The sequence below is a fragment of the Fuerstiella sp. genome (genome assembly GCA_022447225.1).
Lineage (GTDB): Bacteria > Planctomycetota > Planctomycetia > Planctomycetales > Planctomycetaceae > S139-18.
On sequence record JAKVAZ010000013.1, the window covers coordinates 146,689 to 168,026 of the forward strand.

Annotated in this window: 16 protein-coding genes; 6 read left to right on the forward strand and 10 right to left on the reverse strand. The window is 53.8% G+C overall.

The genetic code is table 11. The features are described from left to right. Positions 1–11: 11 nt before the first annotated feature. The 4 genes from MK110_15685 to MK110_15700 form a co-directional block, all read right to left on the reverse strand. Positions 12–1,382, reverse strand: coding sequence for a DUF1501 domain-containing protein (locus MK110_15685; GenBank protein ID MCH2212745.1), 1,371 nt, complete (start codon positions 1,380–1,382; stop codon positions 12–14). A gap of 2 nt (positions 1,383–1,384) precedes the next feature. Beyond that, positions 1,385–3,781: a PSD1 and planctomycete cytochrome C domain-containing protein gene (locus MK110_15690; GenBank protein ID MCH2212746.1), complete on the reverse strand. Its 2,397-nt coding sequence runs from the start codon at positions 3,779–3,781 to the stop codon at positions 1,385–1,387. Positions 3,782–3,864: 83 nt separating this feature from the next. Beyond that, entirely contained in the window at positions 3,865–5,268 is a 1,404-nt protein-coding gene (locus MK110_15695) for a Gfo/Idh/MocA family oxidoreductase (protein ID MCH2212747.1), read from the reverse strand. Positions 5,269–5,318: 50 nt separating this feature from the next. After that, positions 5,319–6,404, reverse strand: coding sequence for a sugar phosphate isomerase/epimerase (locus MK110_15700; GenBank protein MCH2212748.1), 1,086 nt, complete (start codon positions 6,402–6,404; stop codon positions 5,319–5,321). Between the two features lie 645 nt (positions 6,405–7,049). Here MK110_15700 and MK110_15705 point away from each other — a divergent pair. The 3 genes from MK110_15705 to MK110_15715 all read left to right on the forward strand — a co-directional run bounded on the left by MK110_15705 (position 7,050) and on the right by MK110_15715 (position 11,517). Continuing rightward, entirely contained in the window at positions 7,050–7,784 is a 735-nt protein-coding gene (locus tag MK110_15705; GenBank protein ID MCH2212749.1) for a 3'-5' exonuclease, read from the forward strand. Between the two features lie 230 nt (positions 7,785–8,014). Next, positions 8,015–8,911, forward strand: coding sequence for an SMP-30/gluconolactonase/LRE family protein (locus MK110_15710; GenBank protein ID MCH2212750.1), 897 nt, complete (start codon positions 8,015–8,017; stop codon positions 8,909–8,911). Positions 8,912–9,213: 302 nt separating this feature from the next. Further along, positions 9,214–11,517, forward strand: coding sequence for a c-type cytochrome (locus MK110_15715; GenBank protein MCH2212751.1), 2,304 nt, complete (start codon positions 9,214–9,216; stop codon positions 11,515–11,517). A 179-nt stretch (positions 11,518–11,696) separates the two neighbouring features. On the opposite strand, the gene MK110_15720 is transcribed toward MK110_15715, so the two are convergent. The 3 genes from MK110_15720 to MK110_15730 form a co-directional block, all read right to left on the reverse strand. Next, positions 11,697–12,008: a DUF3817 domain-containing protein gene (locus MK110_15720; protein MCH2212752.1), complete on the reverse strand. Its 312-nt coding sequence runs from the start codon at positions 12,006–12,008 to the stop codon at positions 11,697–11,699. A 346-nt stretch (positions 12,009–12,354) separates the two neighbouring features. Continuing rightward, positions 12,355–12,657 (reverse strand): hypothetical protein, encoded by a 303-nt coding sequence (locus tag MK110_15725; GenBank protein MCH2212753.1) that lies wholly within the window; start codon positions 12,655–12,657, stop codon positions 12,355–12,357. After that, positions 12,654–13,220: a division/cell wall cluster transcriptional repressor MraZ gene (locus MK110_15730; GenBank protein MCH2212754.1), complete on the reverse strand. Its 567-nt coding sequence runs from the start codon at positions 13,218–13,220 to the stop codon at positions 12,654–12,656. The genes MK110_15725 and MK110_15730 overlap by 4 nt, the downstream gene beginning before the upstream one ends. Positions 13,221–13,597: 377 nt before the next feature. On the opposite strand from MK110_15730, the gene MK110_15735 reads away from it, so the two are divergent. Further along, complete coding sequence (locus MK110_15735; protein MCH2212755.1) at positions 13,598–14,641, forward strand: hypothetical protein; 1,044 nt, start codon at positions 13,598–13,600, stop codon at positions 14,639–14,641. Positions 14,642–14,853: 212 nt separating this feature from the next. Here the strand turns inward: MK110_15735 and MK110_15740 are convergent, their stop codons facing one another. After that, complete coding sequence (locus tag MK110_15740) at positions 14,854–15,897, reverse strand: amidohydrolase (protein ID MCH2212756.1); 1,044 nt, start codon at positions 15,895–15,897, stop codon at positions 14,854–14,856. 862 nt (positions 15,898–16,759) lie between these two features. Between MK110_15740 and MK110_15745 the strand changes: the two genes are divergently transcribed. Beyond that, complete coding sequence (locus MK110_15745) at positions 16,760–16,945, forward strand: hypothetical protein (GenBank protein MCH2212757.1); 186 nt, start codon at positions 16,760–16,762, stop codon at positions 16,943–16,945. A 26-nt stretch (positions 16,946–16,971) separates the two neighbouring features. Next, on the forward strand, positions 16,972–17,805 hold the full coding sequence (locus MK110_15750) for an HD-GYP domain-containing protein (protein MCH2212758.1): 834 nt from the start codon (positions 16,972–16,974) through the stop codon (positions 17,803–17,805). Between the two features lie 369 nt (positions 17,806–18,174). Here the strand turns inward: MK110_15750 and MK110_15755 are convergent, their stop codons facing one another. Next, positions 18,175–19,206, reverse strand: a complete 1,032-nt coding sequence (locus MK110_15755; GenBank protein MCH2212759.1) for a phytanoyl-CoA dioxygenase family protein — start codon at positions 19,204–19,206, stop codon at positions 18,175–18,177. 91 nt (positions 19,207–19,297) lie between these two features. Then, entirely contained in the window at positions 19,298–21,010 is a 1,713-nt protein-coding gene (locus MK110_15760) for a hypothetical protein (GenBank protein MCH2212760.1), read from the reverse strand. Between the last annotated feature and the right edge of the window lie 328 nt (positions 21,011–21,338).

Genomic DNA, 21,338 nt, shown 5'->3' on the forward strand with positions numbered 1-21,338 from the left:
AAACGTTCGGGTCAGGCAATGATATCTTTTACGACATGCCCGTGAATATCTGTGAGACGGAAATCACGGCCGGAGTATCGGTAGGTCAGTCGTTCATGGTCCAGCCCCAGCAGGTACAGAATCGTTGCATGCAGGTCGTGGACGGTGACGATGTTTTTCACGGCCTTGAAGCCGAAGTCATCCGTTGCACCGTAGGTCATCCCGCCGCGTATTCCACCTCCGGCCATCCACATTGAAAAACCGTAATGGTTGTGATCGCGGCCGTTTCCGTTTTCCGAAACTGGTGTCCTGCCAAACTCACCACCCCACACGATGAGTGTCTCATCGAGCAAACCTCGTTGTTTCAGATCTTTCAGTAATGCCGCGATCGGCTGATCAACTTCCCGGGTGGCTTCACGAATCTTGCGGTTGATGTCACTATGATGATCCCACTGGTTGATTTCGAGCTGCACGTAGCGAACCCCACGTTCGACCAGCCTTCGGGCCAGCAGACAGCCGTCCCCAAACCATCCGTCACCATACGACTGGCGCAGCGACTCTGTCTCGCGGCTTAAATCACAGGCTTCACCGGCGGTGAACTGCATTCGGAACCCTGTTTCCATGGATCGGATTCGGGCGTCAAGCACGCCGTCGCCGGCGCGACGTTCCCGATGTCTGAGGTTAAACTGCTGCAGAAACTCAAACTGGCGAAGCTGATCTGCCGGAGTCAGCTGTGAGTTTCGCAGGTGCGCGATCATTTGTTCAGGAGTCTCCTTTGAGACATCGATTGGTGTTGCCTGGTGCTCGCCGGGCAGATAACCGTGGCGAACGTACCGTGACGGGGTCGCGGCTTTTCTCAACGACACAAAGGCAGGCAGATTCCGGTTTTCTGTTCCCAGACCGTGTGACATCCAGGCGCCGAGTGTCGGATGAATCTGATCGATTCGGCCGGAGAACATCCAGTTGCCCGCGGGAGCATGATTTGGATTGCCACCCACCATCGACCGAATCACACAGATATCATCGATGCATGCTCCAATATTCGGGAACAGGTCGCTGACTTCCAGACCGGACTGTCCGTAACGCCGAAAATCAAACGGTGAAGGCATGAGTCCCCGAGTCACCCGCTCGGTTCGCAGCTTGACCCTTTCCGGTCGCTGACCGGCATACTTCGTAATCAGCGGTTTGGGATCCAGTAAATCGATGTGTGACGGGCCACCTCTCATGAACAGAAAAATGACATGTTTGGCGCGCGGCACAAAGTGTTGTTTTGGCGGAATGCTTCCGGATGTTCGGTTTTCGGACAACAAATCGGCCAGAGCCACACCGCCGATTCCGGCACCAAGTGAACGTAGCGCTTCTCGCCGTGTACCACATGTCGGAGTATCAGAAAAAAGTGCCATTGCTAATCCACGAAAAGAAATTCATTACTGGCCAGTAGAGAATGGGCGAGCAGGTGGAGTCCGGTTTGACGTGAGGAGGCGGAAGTCAAAAGTTTTTCGGCGTTTTTCAGTTCATCACCATCCGGACGGCGCAGCAGGATTGTCTGGAACAATCGCTGTACGGAGGATGATCTGAACTTGCCATCCTTTTCAGACATCAGGGCTGAGTGCTGAAGCAGAAACGGGCTGTTGAGAAAATAAAGCTGCTGGAGTGGTGTGGTGGTCAGTACACGCCGATCGGCATGTCGTTTTCCGTCCGGGAAATCGAATAATTGTAGTACGGAAGAGTTTGTTTGGCGGCTTACTTTGCCGTAGATCGTACGTCGACGGTTTTCGTATTCGTCAAGATTTTCTGATTTGCCGAACATAGTGGTATCAAGGCGACCACAGACCGCAAGTACGGCGTCCCGCCAAATCTCAGGTTCCAGCCGCAATCGGTTCATTTTCCACAGCAGCCGATTTGACGGGTCGGCAGTGTGCCCTTTTGTTTCATCGTAACCCTGTGAGGCCTGGCGATAAGTTGCCGAAAGCATGATCTCGCGGTGCAGCCATTTTAATGACCAGTTGTGAGCCACAAAACGCCGGGCCAGGTCGTCCAGCAGCCGGGGATGCGAAGGGCGATCACCCTGCGCTCCAAAGTTACTGGGCGTGCGGACCAAAGGCTGGCCACAGTGCCATCCCCAGACCCGATTGACGATCACACGCGCGGCTAATGCCTGCGCGTCTGTGAACATAGCGTCCGCCAGTTCCAGACGTCCGCTGCCGATGTGGAACGGCCTGGGAGGGCCGTTGGAAAGCACTTCGATGAATCGCCGCCGAACAACCTTTCCGTGATTGTTTGGATTTCCTCGAATGAAAATCGGCAGATCACGTGGCTCGCCTGCACGATACTCCATCACTGTCCAGTCGGGATCCCGGCCATCGACCCATACGCCTGCATCGCGCACGGCATTGGCAATCGGCCCCGTGAAAAGCTCCCGCTGCTTCAGTGTCTCCAGAGTTTCCTGATGTCTGCGGATGAGCATTTCATAGATCTTGCCAGGACGCTGCTCGATTTTAGCAGCCGTCTGCATTTGTTCAGCGTAGTTGACACGCTGTTCATAGTCGACGATCGCTTGCCGCGTCTGGGTCAGTGCAGTTGCCTCGGCGTGACTGGTTTCGACAAGCGGCCATTCGACAAGCTGTGTGCTCGCCATCACTCCGGCCAATGCATAATAATCTTCCATACGAATCGGATCGAACTTGTGATCGTGACAGCGGGCGCAGGCCACGGTGAGTCCCAGGAGGCCACGGGTGACCGTGTCCAGCCGTTCGTCCCATTCGTCAGCAGCGATGATGGAGATGACCGGTGCCGATAATCTTGGTTCCTTGTGATAGACCGGAGAAACACCCAGGAAACCGGTTGCGGCGATCTGCTCCGGACCGAGTTCACTCATCAAATCTGCGGCGAGTTGCCGCCGCACAAATTCGTCATAGCCCGTGTCATCATTCAGCGACCGGATCACCCAGTCACGATAGGGCCAGGGGTACAGTGGTGGTCTACAGGTGTCTTCGCTGGTGGGATTGTCCTCGGCATATCTTGCAATATCGAGCCAGTGTCGGCTCCAGCGTTCCCCGTAGTGAGGGGAAGCCAGCAAACGATCGAGGAGTTGTTCGAATGCGTCTTTGCTTTTGTCCGATACAAATCGAGCGATCTGTTCTAACGTGGGAGGCAGACCGGTCAGGTCGAAGCTGACGCGTCGAATATACGTCCGTCGATCTGTCGCTGGAGCCGGGTGAAATCCGTGATCTTCCAGCTTTCGAAGTACAAATTGATCGAGTGGTCGCTTTGGCCAGTCCCGCATGTCCACGTTGGGAAGCTTCTGAAACTTCAGAGGCTGAAATGACCAAAATGTGCGTCCATGTTCGATCGATACAGATTTTTTGGGTTGTGGCGCATTGGATGAATCGTCATCCGGAAGCGGTGCCCCCATCGCGATCCATTTGCGAAGATCTTTGATTTGCCTCTCCGGCAGTTTTCCGGAGGGAGGCATGTCGCTGATTTCACCGGAATAAGAAACCGCGTCAACAAGCAGGCTCTGTTCGGGGCGGCCCGGATTAATAACGGGCCCTGAATCGCCACCGGATCGCATCGCACCTGCTGTGTCGAGTCGAAGTCCGGCCTGAATGTTTTTTGCATCGGCAGAGTGGCATTCGTAACAATGCTTCACCAGTACCGGACGAATACGCCGTTCGTAAAAGTCGAGCCCTGCCTCTTCCTCAGTACCGGATTCAGCCTGACTCAATCCAAACAGGCAGAGTAGTGGCAACGTGACCCACCAGTGCAGCCTCAGCAGGGGTGTCAGCCATTCAAATCTCATCGCTTGCGTTACCAAACTGGTGTATGCCTGTCCCTACCTCATAGCGTTTGTTACGGACGAACGCAACGAAGAACCAATTGATCTCAGGTTGGCAGTTCGAATCCTGTTCTGCGAGGGCGGTTGAGAAGCTGGTTGGCCTGGGCATCATCGGGAAAAACTTCGTTGCTGGGATCCCAGCGCAGCGATCGTCCCAATTCGCGGACGATATTAGCCAGATGGCAAACCGTTGCAGCCCCATGGCCGACCTCGATCGGCGCATTCGGCGTTTTGCGGCTGCGGATACAGTCCAGCCAGTTTTCGATATGGGGCCTTGCCACGAAACCGGCACCCTTCCATCTGGCCTGCTCCTGTGGATCCGGAGCAGGAATCAGATCGGCAGGTTCCGCGCGATAGTCGTTTCTTTTGATTAACAGTTTGCCGCGGTCACCGTAAAACACGGCATCTTCGGCATCGGGGTGAAATCGCAGTTCGACACCGTTGGCATACTGCATTGTAACCGGGCAAAACCGCATTTCGTCGGCATTGCGATTTTTTAAAGTGCCGAAAGGCAGCGTCACTTTCTTCCATCGATCAGCCAGCGAAGCACTGAGCAACTGCTTTTGCGGATGGATTTCCACCGGTCCGCCGTTGTCGATCCCCAGTGCGTAATGGACCATGTCAAGGCGATGGGCTCCCCAGTTCGTCATTCCGTGTCCTGAGTAGTCTCGCCAGAAGTCCCAGCCTCGCCAAAGCAGATTTCCGACTTTAAACTCGTCCTTGACCCACAGCCTGCGATGATGCGTTCGTACTGGTGTTGGCCCCAGGAAAAGATTCCAGTCCAGGTGGTTCGGAACCGGCTGGTCGTCCAGGTTGTCGTAGGGAATCGGTCCGGGAAAATTTGGCACATCGATCCGCGATAATGTTCCAAGACCACCATCGCGAACAAATTCACATGCGAAACGATTCACCTGCATCGTACGTTGCTGGCTGCCGACCTGAACGATGCGTTTATATCGCTTTGCTGCGTTGACCATCGCGCGGCCTTCGGCAATGGTGAGGGCCAGTGGCTTTTCCACGTACACATCCAGCAACGCCTGAAAGGCCAGCAGCGCTGCCTGTGCATGATGATGATCCGGCGTAGCGATGATGACTGCATCGAGCTTCTCCCGATCGATCATCTGTCGATAGTCCTGATAGGACGTGCAGTGTCGTGCTTCAGATTCACGAAACTGCGCCAGCGGTTTGAGGAATTTTCCCGCTGGGTGGAGGGTCTGGTCGATTCGTGACGATGAACAGTCACACAACGATACGACCCGGCCGGCCGGCGGCATGTTGGCAATCAGATATTTGCCGCGGGCGCCGGTGCCGATCACTCCAATGTGAATGCGGTCATTGGCTCCAACCCGTCCCCGGCCACCCAGTACATGCGCCGGAACAAACAGCGGCAATGCAGGCGTCACGCTCTTGCGGAGCATCTCGCGACGCGTTGATTGTTGATTTGTCTTCATAACGGGTTTTTGATCGACGGAGTTGATCTTACAGCCGGTCATTCACAGTGTTAAAGACCTAGATGATCTCTGGCCCAGGTCAGACTTGCTCTGACGTTGGTATGTTCCCGTTCGACCTGTTTCTCCGGTGACAGAGATGTGACGTACGGCAGTTCCTCTGCTGCGGATTCGTGTACCGTGCGCAGAGTGCGGGCCAGATCCCGCCCCGGGACATCTGGAAATGTGGCCCAGTACTTTTGTGTCAGTACAGGAACCTTGATTGGATCACGAGTGATCAGTTCCAGGCTGAAGTGAATGTTGGGTTTAGCGTGACGCAGGATTTTCACCATGCTTTCGAGATCAAGAAATCCCTGACCAAGTGGAATATCGCCCAGCCAGAATCCGTCGCTGGTTATTTGAACTGCCTGATCTTTGAGATGGACGGAATGTGCCCACGGGGCGAGGGCTCTGACCGTTTCGATTGGAGATTCCAAAAGAGCGAAGCTGTTGCCGGTATCGACGCAGGCTCCCACGAATTCACTGTCGATGTGTCGGAACAGAGCCACCCGTTCATCGTTGCGATGATCTTTGTGGTTTTCCACAGCCAGCGGTAAACGATGTTTTTCTGCGATTGGAGCCGCCAGTTCCAGTGAACGTCTGCCACGGGCTTCGAACTCTCGAAACGTATTCAGGGAATCGAAGTATTCATACCGACGTCCGGAAATGATCACGGTGCGGACCGCCTTTGCTCCAGCCGCAACCGCCTGCTTCATTTCCGCGTCAAACCGCTGGATGTCCTGATTGTTACGGGGAGGATTGATGATTGCTTCAATGTACATACCCGATGTTTCAGCAATTTTGCGAAGATGCTTCGCTTCCTGTGTTTTGTCCGCTCCGAGCTCGATCTGCATTCCTCCGGCTCCGAGTTCGCGACAGTAGGCCAGAAAATTCAGCGGCTCATAGAGATCAAACGATGGTTGGCTCTGCTGCACAAAGTCTCGTCGCAGTCGACAACAGTTTCTGACGAGCCCAAGGCTCGTTCTGCCGGAGTTTTCATCCGCTGCGTCTGCCCGGTTCGGCCTCATTACAGTGGCCGCTGCTGATCCGGCCAGTGCGCCCAGGGCCTGTCGACGATTGAATGTGACTCGTTTTGGCATGTGTTCTCTCCAGACAGTGACGGGACGCCTGTTACTGCAGCACGTTTGATCTGACTATTGGTGATGTCAGGCAAACAATGAGCTGCTTACCGATATGAACCCGATACTGACATCATAAATGACCGGCCGGAATTCTCAGACAAAAGCTTTGCCTTTTCAGGAAAAGTCGGCCATCTCAGCCCCTGGATATCACTGTGGTTTGAAATCGATGTTTGAATCTGATGCCGGTGATCTGTTACGGCGTCAGTTGCGTATTACCGGTCGGGCATGTTCGTCCGGTACGACGGCAGAATCAAGACGGATACCGTGGTGAGCACGGAGAACATATGAAAGGTCAGTTCCAGTGACCGCAACACGATACACGGCGTTACCTTAGATTTTCCTGGCCGGTTGATATCGGCAGCACTTACTGACTCCTGCAATGCAGCCTGCTCAGTTCTGTAATCGACCACAGGCATATCAGTTTCATTCCGGATAATATGTCTGAGACAGTTGCAGGTGAAAATTGATCGGGCGACGTAAGCGGTCCCGCTGTTTCTGGGTCAACTTTCAGGCCGGGAGCTGATATATCCGGATGGTTATTATGTTCTTTCATCTGTGTCGTTCGTCTTAACACTTCGTTCGCCGGTTGCATAAGGTGATCTGATGACCCGCAGGTATGTGGCTTTTGACATAGAGACTGCAAAGGAGGTTCCCGGCGATGATTTCAACTGGAAATCTCATCGTCCGCTGGGAATTTCCTGCATCGCTTCGCAGTCAACAGAGGATCCTGAACCTCGTGTGTGGATGACTCACAGCAGTAATAATCAACCTGCGCCTCAAATGTCCCGCGAAGACGTCACTGCGTTCGTTCAGTATCTGCTGGAAGTCTCACGTCAGGGATTAACGCCACTTTCCTGGAACGGCCTTTCATTCGATCTGGATGTTCTGGCCGAAGAGTCGGGACTTGTGGGGAGTTGCAGGGAACTTGCGACTGCTCATGTTGACATGATGTTCCACGTGGTCTGTGAGAAAGGCTTTCCGGTTTCGCTGGGGAATGCGGCGTCCGGACTCGGACTACCAGGCAAGCTGGCCGGAGTGGAAGGAATGGATGCACCGTCGCTGTGGGCTGAGGGCAGGTTCGAAACAGTTACGGAGTATGTGGCGCAGGACGTTCGCACGACGCTGGCTGTCGCACTCAAGTCGGAACAACGGAAATCGTTTGCCTGGAAAACCCGTAAGGGATCGGTGAGCTCCATGCCGCTGAGTCGCGGCTGGCTGTCGGTTGAGGAGGCTCTGAGACTGCCGTTGCCCGACACATCGTGGATGTCAGCCCCGATTTCACGGTGTGACTTTACAGCGTGGTTGTCAGGCGATGCTCTGCGCCACCAGGACCTTTGACAGGATCGCTGTCGAAATTCCGGAGCCAGGCTGTGTTCGATGGTTGTTGTGATTACTCCAGGGCCGGGTTCATACTCAATCTGTTTATCTGTGAATCTGCGGCCCGCATCATTTTCATGCTGTCGCCTGTATGATCTCTCACATGTCTGCAGTGAACCGGAGCAGCTGATACACTGCAGCTTGCAGATCCTGATGATGGTCTGTGTCACTTAGTTTTGGAAAGTCTGACGATGACCTGGGAATTCGAACTGCTTCAGCCCCCTTACGGCGATGTGAGTGAGGGACCTGTTTGGGACGGCACCTCGCTGCTGTACACTCAGATTCAGGCGTGTCGGATCATGCGCTACGATCCGCACAAAAAAAAACTGACGATCCATCGAGACAACACCAACTACGCCAACGGATTGGTGATGGATGCTGAAAAGCGGATTCTTGCGTGTGAAGGTGGCGCACGCAGGGTCGTTCGTTACGAACACAATGGAGCTGTTACTGTCCTCGTTGACTCTTTTGAAGGAGTCCCGCTGAATCTTCCCAACGACCTGGTGATCGACCCGCACGGGCGAGTCTGGTTTACGGATCCGTTTTATGAAGGTTCCGGAGGGCCGTTCAGCTACGATCGCAGCAACAGGAAATTGGATCATGATTCCGTCTATCGTCTGACGCCGAAAGACGATAGTCGCTGGACCGTCGATCGAATGACGTTTGACACCACACGTCCCAACGGGCTGCTGTTTTCGCTGGACAGCAGGACACTGTACGTTGCGCAAAGTGGGCGGCGTTCGGATGAAAAACGTGAATTGCGGGCGTATCCGGTCGAAGACGACGGCAGTCTGGGTTCATTTTCGGTACTGCACGATTTTGGTGAACACAGGGGTGTGGACGGAATGTGCCTGGACACCAGTGGCAACATCATCGCCACTGCGGGATTTGAACTGGGCGGTCCCGGCCCGTCGATTTATGTGTTTTCACCGACTGGCGAGGTTCTCCAACGACACGATGTTCCTGCGAAACGACCTACAAACTGTGCGTTTGGAGATCAAGATCTTACGGTACTGTATGTGACATCAACAGAAGGCCATCTGTTTCGCACTCAGACAGACCTTCAGGGGCTGACTCTGTTGGGCTGAGCGAAATCGATTTGACATTGGAGGTCTATGTGCTTCCTGTTTCAACGTCACAGCATGTAAGACTTAAGCAATGTCTCACGAACAGATGATTGTTTCCGGCGATGTTCTATCTCATTCCATCTCAAACACGGCCTCCACGAATCCTTCTAACCTCGATACTGTTGCTGGGTGTCCTGTCGTCAATAATCTGTGAAAACAGTTTGGCCGGGCAGGCAACGCAACCAGATTCGATTCAGACACCCCCGGGATTTCGTGTCGAGTTGCTGCATTCTGCGACGGAGGAGCAGGGGTCCTGGATCAGCATGACACTGGACGATCAAGGACGTTTCATTGTTGGCATTGATGAACAGGGAATCGCTCGTATTGCGGTCGATGGACCACGTGACTTGTCGTTCGAAATGATCAACGATTCGTTGAAGCATTGCCGTGGTGTGTTGTGGGCATACAACAGCCTGTATGTTGCAGCCACAAACAGCAGTGGGTTCTACCGTTTACAGGACACCAACGGTGATGACCGGTTTGACGACGTCCGATTGTTATGCCAGATGGACTACCGCAGTCGTTACGGCCACGGTACGAATCAAGTCGTGTTGGGACCAGATGGCATGCTCTATATCGCCAACGGAAACGATGTCTCGTTTCCCAGGCAGGTTACAGGCGACTCGGCTTATCGTGACCCGCAAAACGATTGGTTGTTGCCCAACCCCTACGACTTGGGGGAGGACAATCGTGTCGGGCATATCTTACGTACAGACGCCGACGGACGTCACTGGGAAGTCATCGCAGGAGGATTGCGGAATCAATTTGACATGGCGTTTAACGACGATGGAGAACTGTTTACCTGTGATGCCGATATGGAATGGGATGTAGGCCTGCCGTGGTACCGGCCAACACGCTTGAACCATATCGTATCAGCAGGTGAATACGGATGGCGCTGGAGAACGGGTAAATGGTCTAACTACTTCGCGGACAGTTTGCCGACAACTCTGGACACAGGCCTCGGCTCACCCACGGGAATGATTTTTGCCGCGGCTGGTCGCTTTCCGGCTAAATATCAATCGGCGCTGTTAATGGCAGACTGGCAAAACGGGCGTCTCTTAGCCGCTTATCTGACACCTCGTGGTTCCAGCTATGTGGCTCAATATGAAGTCTTTATGGAAGGAGCGCCGCTCAACGTTTGTGACATGGTTTTTGGCAATGATGGGGCCCTGTACTTCATTACCGGAGGTCGCGGATCTCAGTCGGGTTTGTATCGCGTTTCGTACACAGGGCAGGACCTGGAACCAGAACTAACGGCAGGCACAGGCTCCCCGGATGACCCACAGAGTACATACGCACGCCGGTTGCGCCACCAGTTGGAACGTTTTCACACAACGATCGATCCGAACGCAGTTGATTTCATCTGGCCGCATTTAAATAGTGAAGATCGCTGGATTCGTTTCGCTGCTCGAGTCGCTTTGGAACGCCAGGAAGTGGTCTGGTGGAAAGACAAAGCCTTACAGGAAACAGATGTCACAACTAAACTGCATGCCCTGCTGGCACTGGTCCGATCGCTGACAGAGAACCCCAAAGTGGCCATCCTTGAGGCTATGAATAGTGTGGCACTGGGGGAGCTCGAAACGGAATCGTTGCTGGTTGCCCTGCGATTGTACGCACTCACGTTCGTGCGACATGGCTCTCCTGACAAAATCACTCAGGACACACTTGCAGCGAACATGATCATTCTGTTTCCCCACGAGGACGTACGAATCAATCAGGAACTGGGAGAGCTGCTCGTCTATCTGCAGACGCCGAATATCATTCCGACGCTGCTTAACAGGATGGAAACCGCACCCACTCAGCAGGAGCAGGTCCACCATGCGATGGCGTTACGACACGTTCAGCAACCCTGGACGCCAAACCAACAACAGCGGATGACTGACTGGATTCAACGTGCCATGAGCTTCAACGGAGGGAAAATGGTAAATGTGGTCATCGATGAGATTCGCGACGACTTTCTGGACACTCTTGACAGGGATCAGCGCAAACATCGACAGAAAAAATTAGTGCGTCAACCAACCCGGGAAGATCCGAATCTGTTCAGTCTGAAAATTCATCCACATGTCCAGGACTGGAAATGGAATGATTTGCTGCCTGCACTGGACCAATGGGATTTAAGTAAACGATCATTATCTCGAGGTCGTTTGGCAGTAACAAAGACGCACTGTTTTCGTTGCCATCGAATTGGTCACGAGGGCGCTCAGGTTGGTCCTGATTTAACCGGTTTGGGAAACAGGTATACTCCGCGGAAAATTTGGGAGTCGATCGTTGATCCTTCCCGGTCAATTGATCCCAAATATCGTCAGACAACCTACTTTCTTGAGTCGGGAAAAGTTGTTACGGGTCGAACGGTGAGTGTTTCCGGAAACGAGTTGATCATCGAAACCAGTCCGCTCACAGCTGCAATGTCGAAAATCACACGAAAGAAAATCGAATCTTCCCGTCCGTCCGCGATTTCCGTCATGCCGGGCGGTCTGATAAACGTGCTGGAAAAGGAAGAGATTCTTGATCTGATCGCCTATCTGGTATCTTCGTCGAGCAGTAGAGGCGACAACGAGACAAAGTAATGGGCGTCGAGATCGTCACTTCCGCGGTCTGCTGACACCGAAGTCCAAACACAGGCTGGCTTCGAGTGAGGAGGTGGATGTGTCGAAAGGGGTGTGAGCATGAGCTGCCTGTGACCAGTCAACCCGGACAGACAGTCTCTGTTCCGGATACCTCAAGGCGGTTTCCCATGATTCGCAGCTCAGGTTTCAGATTCGGTGATTGGTGCCAGCCAGCGATCAAACACAAACGGTCCGAACGGAAGCACAGCTGCGATGATTCCTGTGATTGCGAGTCCCTTTGCCAGAGGCACTTTCTTCACAGCAAGGACAAACATTACCATGAGACATACAAACAGAAATCCATGGACCGAACCGGCAATCCGTACGGCCATCGGTATTCCGGCGAAATACTTCAGAGGCATCGCGATACCAAAAAGAATCAGTGTCGAGATTCCCTCGACCGCACCAAGCAGCCGCAGGCGTTTCAGAAACGTCAGATCGCGAGTCTTCATCGTTGCTGTGTCATTTGTCGTCTGCCTTTAGGTAGACGACTCGTAAGTGAAGGAAGGGGTGTCGATCGAACGGATCGAGGCAGCGTCGTTCGGATTTGGGACTGTCGATCAGTCTACATCCCCTGCATGTCACAGCGAAACATTGCCGACGGAGTTCGTAACGGCTGTGACGTTTTTCTGGGCGTTGCGGGGGCACTGATGCGGCCTGCCGACACAGTTCCGGCTGATACCGAAATTTAAGCGAGGGGTGGCCGCGAGCATCCATCGTTTGGGAGGCTTGAGACGGGCTGCAGGTATTGATGCGATCAACAGTTGAAAGTGGGACGCCAGACTGAAATGACAGGCTTTAGTGGCGGACTCTTACCATTACGCATGCCTGTCCATAGCACCCGTCATAGTCCCGGAACACCGGTCGGGGCAACTTGAATTTGGCTACCGTCATGCCATACCAAAGCTGGATCGAAGAGAGAAAGGCGGCTTCCCTGCCAAACAGCCATCCATGGTAGCTTCTTAGAGCAACCGTGCCGCCGGGCGGGTACGTGTTGAGCGAACAAGCGTGCCTTTCTCTCTTTCGATCCGTTCTGCATCCGTCACGTCTGAGATCTCTTGGAAACAGCCGCTGTAAAACTGCGGCTGTGCCGATCATCATTCGGTAAGGTTCTTAAAAAGGTTCCCGAATTCAGGCATTTCATCACGCAAAACATCCATCCATATAACCGGGTTCCAGATCTCCACACAGATCACCGCTCCCACGACGACCACGTCTTCTCCTGCGTTGACTCCCAGGAACTGTCGGAATCCCTCCGGGATCAGAAGTCGGGAACGTCGCGCCAAACTGACTTCCTGATGACGTGTTGACAGCAATCGGCCCAGACGCTGGACATCTCCCCAACGTTGTTCCATTCGACCGGCATCAATCTTTTGCCTGAGCAGACTGACACCGCTTTCAAGTCGCTTTTGCCATTCTTTGACGGGCCACAAACTCAAACAGCCCGCCTGTTCCTTTGCCACCACCAGTGTCCCGGTTTCGGTTGAGACGGCCTCGGCAAAGTCTTGGGGCAACGTTAGACGAAACCGCTCGTCAATCGTGCGTTTGATTTCACCCGTCAGAAACATAGAGCTGCCGATAAATCGGAATGTTCTCGATAACGATTCCGTTCTAATGGGCGTTGTTTCCACTTTCAACCGGATTTCAAAGAACTTGTGGGGCATAAAACCCACAAGTGGAAAATATGAGGGTTTTGTGGACCAGACAACCGTTTACGATCCGAATTCCTGGATTTGGACGGAAATGATGATCGGATCAGAAGGAACCCGACAGCGATCGCACCGGTTCCGGAGGCGAATCGCGGTGACCGCATCGTCAGCAGTCTGTGAGATTCTGTCCGCAAGAGCGAAGCGGCAAGGTAAGGTCTGCGGGCATTCCTGAATGTTGCATCTGGGTAAGATCCAACGTTCGAGGTTCGAAAAACAAACAATCTTCGGCCATATCTTGGGCTAGTTCACAAGTTCTTCTCACACCGCGTGATAGGTTTGAGATGTCAAAATGAGTTGTCGTTCCGTACGGCTGGTCATGTGCCGAGGCCATCATGAAGAACTTAAAACCATTTATTCTGGGGTCCATTGCCGGTTGCGGGATGATGTTTGTGGCACTGCAATATCACCTTGTACGTTCGCAGGAGGGATTCCAGTTGATTCCCCGGGCTCCTCAGGCGGCCCTGGGTTTGGCATGGGCGGATGTTCGGGAATGGGACATACAAAAATGGTCGGATCGTCCGGAGCTCGCACGTGCGGCGGTGTCTCACGGTTCTTCCGGCCTGATTTCAGAATCCGTTGCCGGTGAAATCAAGAATTCTCTGGAGACTGATTCCGGCACAGTCGGTCATTTGCGGTCACTGCTGAATGGTTCATTGTCTGTTGATTTCGATGCTCCGGTGTTCGGCCCCGAGGATCCTCCGGAATTTGGCAACATTCAGGAAGACCGTCTGGCCATTCCGTTTCCGGATGAGGCAGCCAGCCCGCGGTGGGAGGAGTCACTGACTGATCAGGCAGACTATGAGGATTCCTGGTCAGACGTTGGCGATCATACCTGGAGTCGCTCAGATGAGTCCGGTCCCGAGTTCAATTCGGGCTTCAGCCAATCGGATGAATACGAATCATCAGACAGCAGACGTCCATGGCCCCGCGACGGGTATGTGGATGACGAGCAATCGTATGAATCCGGTGAATGGTCGGAAAGCAATCCGTTTTCCGTTCCGGACCCGTCATGGGACTCCGCGTCTCTTAGTCATAAGAGGCCACGGTCAACTGACACCCAGGAAGCACGCTTGCGGCAAACGACGACGCTTGAAGATCTGTTGTTTGAGGAGCGGGAAGAGACTGTGTCTGTCCAGTCTGTGGAGGATTCCGAATTCAATTCTGTGACGCGTGCACTTGATTCGCGTGCTGCCCGCTCTTTGAATCGAGTTGACAACAGATTTCCTGATCATGCTGACAGTCACAGCAGGAGCGGTGAGATACGGCAGAGAAAGAGATCCGAATCCTCGTATCCACGAGCCGGTGACGCCCGCGAACGACGTGCACCAAATGCGATTCGTGCCTTACGAGAAGGCTATGATCCGTTTCGGAACTGATCCGCGGAAGAAACGGCGTTGTTTGGACTTGCCTGCAACGGCACCGGCCTCGGTCACGAGTGACAGAGGCCGAGGAATCGAAGTTCTTGACAACATTCACAACGGGGTTGCCGACTGACGGGCCCTGACCGGCGGGTGATGCCCCGTACTGGATCAGCCGGCGCGGGGACCTGCTTCTTCACGTCCAGTACGCCGACCGACAGCTGGTTTCGTCATTCCGGTCTTTCGAAGCCCCACAGAGCGGCTGCATTCAGACCGAGAATCTTTTCGCCGTCTTCACTGCTGAAGAACGGAATTTCGTGCCGAATCAGATCAATCTCTTTGTCCAGTGTCGGTCTGCTGTAATCGGCGCGGGCGGCACCTGGATATCCGGTTCCAAACAGAAGTCGATCCGGGCCGAATGTTTCGTAAAGACGTTTGATAACCGGCCATGCGTCCGAAAATGGATATTTCCCGGACTTTGACACCGATGCCAACTCCGAAACCTTGACCCGCACACTCGGATATTGCGCCATGGCAAGCAGACGTTTTATATTCGGTTCAGGATCTTCAGCACCCAGATCCAGTTGACTGAAATGGTCAATAATCACCGGCACATCCGGATAGGCTTTAACCATGACTGCTAGTTTCCGCAATTGTGTCGGTGCGATGAAATAATTGAAGACCGCTCCAAGATCGGCGGCTGTCCTCCACAAACGATGTGTGTCAGCAGAGTTGATCCAGCCATCTCCGCCGTGATTCCCGTTTTGGTAGTAAATCGCGCTAAACCGCATTCCGTGCAGTCCATGCTCCTTCATCCAGAACCGAAGTTTGTCTGCGACGTTTGGGTCTGTCGGGTCGATGAGTCCGTGAGCTTTCAGTCGATCGGGATGCTGTTTGACACAGTCAGCGATGTAGGTGTTGTCCCAGCCGTGATAGATGACCTGAACGAGGACAGCGTGGGTACACCCGTGACGATCCATATCTTCGATTAACATTTCGACCGTGGCTTCGTGGGGAGGCCCATCGAACGTGTTTCCGTATGGATAAGGAAAAGGGTAAAGGGGTGAATCTTTCCTGGCCCAGACATGCATGTGGGTGTCGATGACAGGTTGCGCGGGGGTGTTGTTCTGACCGTTTTGCCTGCCACGGGTCGTTGAGGTCGAATAGAGACCAGCTGCCGCTGTTACCTGTGCGGCCGAACGCAAAAAACTGCGTCGATCTGCAATTCGCTGCATCATTGATGTTCCATATGTGGATTGCGGATTGGTATTCATTCCAGGGATTCCAAAGGTGGCTTGGTTACACGGACTTCCATCCTAACAGGAACCGGAACACCAGGTCACACGAGATACCTGATGCCAGCGTGCCGGCGCAGATCACCACCGACCGACCAGATCATTGCCAGGGTTAAACAGCATCAAGATGTTGCAGGTTTATCAGGAGTTCTTTGATTTCCTGTTCGCAGCGTGTCCCCTCTGGGATCCGGTCATTCCAGCAAGGCCGTGACTCCCGGAGCCGTCGTGGAGAATCGAAAATTTACGGCTGTGTCGCCGAATATTATGCACCGAGGGTTGTCTTTTTCGAGTTCGCCGGTCAGCACCAGAAAGAGAAACGAGTCTCAAAGTCCATAAGCAGGACTACCGGAATGAGAGAACCTGGAGCCGAAATTGTCGACTAAGAACAGGACAGAAGTGTGAAATCCGGCCGGCAGAAAACCAGATCCATGTGACCGGGTGTATGAGATTCAGCAGCCGCCGCTTGTTCCGGCTGCCGTCTCGGTGACCGGCTATTCACGGGTTCAAAGACCATTGATTGTGCTGCCGGGACACTTGTTGATTAACCGTGCGATTTAGGCAGCGCAGCCCCTTCCTTTTGTTTTCGTTACAGACTCGATGTTAAGTAAGGTTAACACCCTGCTTAACATTGTTGTCAAGAACATGATCATTCCTCAAGCCATCTTCTTGCACCTGAGGACGGTGCGGTCCGCCATAAATGTCTGAGAAATAATATGTTATGTTGAATTTCCGTATGTGCTGGTTGTAGGGGCCGCATGGCTGGTACGGATAATGCCTTTGTTTTGGGTTGTTGTGGCAGAAGCGATTTTGTGGTTTCCATCAGTTGCAATGTCTGCCGCTGGTGACTGAGATCATCGGCAAGGACATTCGGATCTGTTTGCTAAAGCTGAGTCGCTGTCTGCCTCTGATGCTCCGACCGGGCATGGGGCATTTCACATCAGAAGTCTCCCGTGTGCGACCGGAGGCGTGGTTTATTGAGGTTGAGATCGGCCAGGTTCGGGAATTTGTGATTCACCGTGCTTCATGATCTCATCATTTGAATGAAAAGGGGCCATGATCCTGTTCGCCAGCCAGCAACAGCCAGCCTTTCAGACTGTGTCATCTCTCGGAGAACGTGGTTGCAGGACATCCGTCCTGAAGCCTGATGGTCACTTCATGGAGTTCCATCACAATGGTCAGCTGATCAGGGTGTTTGCTGGGCCTTCCGGTGGAACCGTTTCAGCGAATTTGACCTGTGACGATGGTTCTGCGCTGTCGAATACAATCGCTGCAGAGCTTGTCAGAGCCATCGGAGTCAAGGACTCCTACACATGTGCACACAGTGACCGTGTTGCTCAGTTTGCGTACCTCACGGCGCAGACGCTGCATTTGGATGACATCGAATGCGAACGCATTCACCTGGCGGGACTTCTGCACGATATAGGCAAGGTTGGTATCTCCGACGAGATTCTCAGGAAGACATCTGCCGTCACCGAGTCTGAGATGCAAAAAATCCGCCAGCATCCGGTGATTGGCTCTGAGATTCTGCTGCAGTTGCCTGGCTTCGAATGCATAGTGCCAGGAGTTCTGCATCATCATGAATCCTTTGACGGTACCGGATATCCTGATGGACTCAGCGGTACTTCGATTCCACTGTCCTCCCGTATTCTTGCAGTGGCAGATTCATGGGACGCAATGACAAGTGACCGATCTTATCGACGAGCGATGTCAGCTGATCGGGCAGCGTGTATTCTGCAGGAAGGTGCCGGACAGCAGTGGGATCCGCAGTGTGTAGACGCATTTTTGAAATGTGTGAATGCTGTCGACGTCCGGGACGGACACTGCCAATTCCAGGGCTTTGTTTCACGCACGGTGTGGAGTACCCCGGTGGGCTCTGTGTCTGCATAATCACATCAGTGCAGATATAATGCAGCGATGCATGCCTGTTAAATGCCTCTGTCAGGCTGTCTGGGTTCTTGTGGTGCTGTTGGCGGTTGTTTCAGACCGGCATTATGTCTGGCAAAAGTGAGTGGTGAGAACCGACCATCGCCGTTGCTGATTTTATGGTTCTGACGACCACACCACTGGTGTTGGCAGGAGAGAATCTGGGACCGTCGTCAGTTGCTGCCGGTTTTTAAGTGATCAGTCCGGACAGCCACAATGGAAGTCAACCACGCTGCTGCGGTACCACGAATACCTGGTTTGACGGGAATCACGAGGAGAACCCCTCTGGGATCCGGAGACTGTACAGCGTGGTCAGATCCATCCTCTGTCTGTTCAGGCACAGCGCGGGTCGCCGTGTTTCCAGCGATTGAATGCAACGTCTTCCGAACGAGCCAGTTCATGTCGCGTCTGTCGCCAGGATTCGGCCCACGCTTCGGAGCTGACCTGTTCCGAAGCCGGATTGGACTGGCTGCGGGCAACGAAGCCGGGAAACCAGCGTCGTCCGGTTGCCTGTCCGATCGGCTGGTAGCGCAGATCGAAACTCCAGCGGATTTCATTGCTGTGGTTGACCAGGCCACTGTGTTGTGTCTGACGGTGCATGAACAGGACGTCGCCGGGATCCATTGGCAACGGCACATTCTTTTCTGACAATCGGTTTTCCGGGATACACACCTGGTTGAACGTCAGCGGATTGGGACTGCGGCAGTGCAGGGCCAGACCATCGTGATGGCTGCCCGGTACGACCGCCATACAACCGTTTTCCACGGTGGATCTTGTGATCGGCAACCATACGGTCAGCATTTCGGTATTGTCAGCATCGTCGGTCACAACACCCAGATCCTGATGCCATGCAACCTGCGCTGTGAGTCCTGTGCGGGATGGTTCGGGCAGCAAATGTTCGGGGAGTTTGATACGTGTGTGCTGAACGGGGTTCGAATAGATCTCGGGGCCGACAAACTGCTCTACGGCATCCAGGAGTCGGGGACTGCGCAGTAAATTAAACACTGCCGGACCGTTGTGGATTGGTGTTTCATCAGTGATGTCTGCCTGCGGCAGTGAGATATCAAAGTGCTGATCGTAGGCCGGCTCAGCTTCGATCACGATTTTCAGCAGCCGTTCGCAAAACGGCAGGTGATCGTACGTTGACCTCAGCCGTCCCTCGGCCAGCCACTGGCCGGCCAGTCGATCCAGCACTGCAGAATATTCGCGGATCACGGGGGCGATATCGAGTTCAACATCCAGCAGTCCGCGAACTACGACATAGCCATCCGTGTCAAATTTTTTGAAGACAGACGACTCAATCATCCACAACAACTCCAGTTCGATTGACAGCGATTCGATGGGCCCGTCGCACGGGATTGGCACGAGCGCGCGCCTTTGCCGGTTGACTCAACGTTGACTTCAACAGGAATCCCGACGTTGTGTTGCTTTGTATTGAACGCTGCACACCGCGACCTTACCAGAATATCACAAGATTCAACAACAGTACCACACAAATCACCAGCGTAGTCCACACGCTGGTACGTTGAAACCATTTCAGCCCCTCCGACGGCACCTCGAACGGGAACTCCGGTGCTTCCGATATCTGTATCCGTGACGAATCCAGCCAACCTCCTGCAGATTCCATTTCCCTGTCATCATGATGTTTCGAATGAGCACGGAACATCATTGCACCAACATCCTCAGGAGATGCCCAGCCATGCCACATGCTGGTGATGATCATTGCCGTGAACGTTATTCCACAGCTCCACAGATAACCCTGGAACGTGCCTGTCCACCACACCGGCAGTGGACTGTCGAACAGTGTGACCGTGAGGGGGTCCGCGAAACGCGTGAGGCCGATCACGATGCCAACGCAAAGTCCCACTGCACCGGAAGAACGGGACACGCGTGTCAATACGCCCATCAGGTACACGGTGAGCAGCGGCATGACGGCGACACCCACCAAACGGAGATAGAATGCCACCATCCCGCCTTGCAGGAACGGGATATACACGAATGACAGCCCGATCACAGCAAACGTGACACATCGCGAGATCTGGACATAGTGTCGGTCGCTGGCCTGCCGCACCATGAATCGCGCATAGACGTCACGGGTAAAGACCGAAGCGAGTGCTGAGCCGATGGAATCGTAGGTTGAAATTCCGCCGGCCAGCAGCCCGGCGACTACGATCGCAGTCAGTAGATCACCCATCGGAAACAGATACTGCTGGACAAGCAATGGAAAGATGCTGTCGCCGGTTTCAAGATCCGGGACCAGGGCCCGGCCCATGACGCCCAGAGTGATGTTGAACCAAAGTACAAATGCAGTCACTGCTGCAGCCGCTGCGGCCGCCATTCGCATGTCCCACTTCGACCGTGACGCAAGCATCCGCATCGCCTGTGACTGGTTAATTACGCAGTAGGATGTCATCACCAGAACAAACCCGACCACCACCATCCATGCCGGCGTATTTGGTTCTGTCACACCGCCCACGTGTGTCATGGCGTGTGCCTGTTCAGCAGTGATTCGTCCTGACTCAGTGTGTTCCGTCAGTTTCGCTTCGATCCCCGACCATCCGCCCACATGGCTCCATACGGTCCACCACAGAATGATTGCGGCCACCAGCATCACAACGGACTGCAGTGAATCGGTAACCGCGACAGACTTCAGTCCACCCATCGCAGTGTAAGCTGCGGCTGCTATCGCGATTCCGGTCACCAGCCACCACGTATCCTGTTCCCAGCCGGTCAGCATGTCAAAAGTCAGATACAACGAGAAAGCAACATTCCCCAGAACGTTGGTTCGAGTCTGCAGCTGAATGAAGACCGCGATCACTCGTGCTGTTGGTCCGAATCGGTATTCAAGATATTCGCAGTTGGTGAACATTCCGCTGCGGTACATCGGTACCAGCACCACCCATGTCATGACCATCCAGCCGACGGTCATTCCAATCCACCATGCTGAGATGTACGGCATGCCCTGCTGATAGGCGGCACCAGCCACAGCCACGTAATCGCCGCTGTCCACGGCTGTTGCAAACATCGACAACCCGACCATCCACCACGGCAGTCCGCGTGCGGCCAGAAACCAGTCGACAGACTCATGGGTTTCGCGGGCTTTCCACAGGCCGAACAGAATGATGGCGGCATTGATGCCGATTACGAGCATCCATCCAAAGGCGGTCAATTTTGACTCCTGTCGTCTGTGCCAGTCATGTGTTCGTGCTCAAGTTCGTGGGAAGCAAACGTATTGCTGTCCTACGAATCCGGTACCAAACCAGTATGGCAGTATTCGTTCCCAAGTTGAATTCTGCAGATTCATTCTTCGCTGCAGTACCCGGACAAGGGCAGTGTCCCTGATCCATTTCCAGCGGTCGCATGGAAGCACGCGAGCTGCTTCCGCCGGTCGCTCTGCAGTATATGCGCACCATCACGCACATATGCGACTCTAAATGATCAAACGCGACATGCGGACAGAAGTCCGATTTTTCAGCCGATGCTGTCGTGTCTACGGA

Excerpts from the sequence above, each read along its gene's own strand:
- MK110_15700 (MCH2212748.1), bottom strand. The coding sequence starts at position 6,404 with ATGCCAAAACGAGTCACATTCAATCGTCGACAGGCCCTGGGCGCACTG.
- MK110_15750 (MCH2212758.1), top strand. The coding sequence starts at position 16,972 with ATGATCCTGTTCGCCAGCCAGCAACAGCCAGCCTTTCAGACTGTGTCA.
- MK110_15730 (MCH2212754.1), bottom strand. The coding sequence starts at position 13,220 with ATGCCCCACAAGTTCTTTGAAATCCGGTTGAAAGTGGAAACAACGCCC.
- MK110_15735 (MCH2212755.1), top strand. The coding sequence starts at position 13,598 with ATGAAGAACTTAAAACCATTTATTCTGGGGTCCATTGCCGGTTGCGGG.
- MK110_15685 (MCH2212745.1), bottom strand. The coding sequence starts at position 1,382 with ATGGCACTTTTTTCTGATACTCCGACATGTGGTACACGGCGAGAAGCG.
- MK110_15740 (MCH2212756.1), bottom strand. The coding sequence starts at position 15,897 with ATGAATACCAATCCGCAATCCACATATGGAACATCAATGATGCAGCGA.
- MK110_15725 (MCH2212753.1), bottom strand. The coding sequence starts at position 12,657 with ATGATGATCGGCACAGCCGCAGTTTTACAGCGGCTGTTTCCAAGAGAT.
- MK110_15720 (MCH2212752.1), bottom strand. The coding sequence starts at position 12,008 with ATGAAGACTCGCGATCTGACGTTTCTGAAACGCCTGCGGCTGCTTGGT.
- MK110_15705 (MCH2212749.1), top strand. The coding sequence starts at position 7,050 with ATGACCCGCAGGTATGTGGCTTTTGACATAGAGACTGCAAAGGAGGTT.
- MK110_15695 (MCH2212747.1), bottom strand. The coding sequence starts at position 5,268 with ATGAAGACAAATCAACAATCAACGCGTCGCGAGATGCTCCGCAAGAGC.
- MK110_15690 (MCH2212746.1), bottom strand. The coding sequence starts at position 3,781 with ATGAGATTTGAATGGCTGACACCCCTGCTGAGGCTGCACTGGTGGGTC.
- MK110_15715 (MCH2212751.1), top strand. The coding sequence starts at position 9,214 with ATGACACTGGACGATCAAGGACGTTTCATTGTTGGCATTGATGAACAG.
- MK110_15710 (MCH2212750.1), top strand. The coding sequence starts at position 8,015 with ATGACCTGGGAATTCGAACTGCTTCAGCCCCCTTACGGCGATGTGAGT.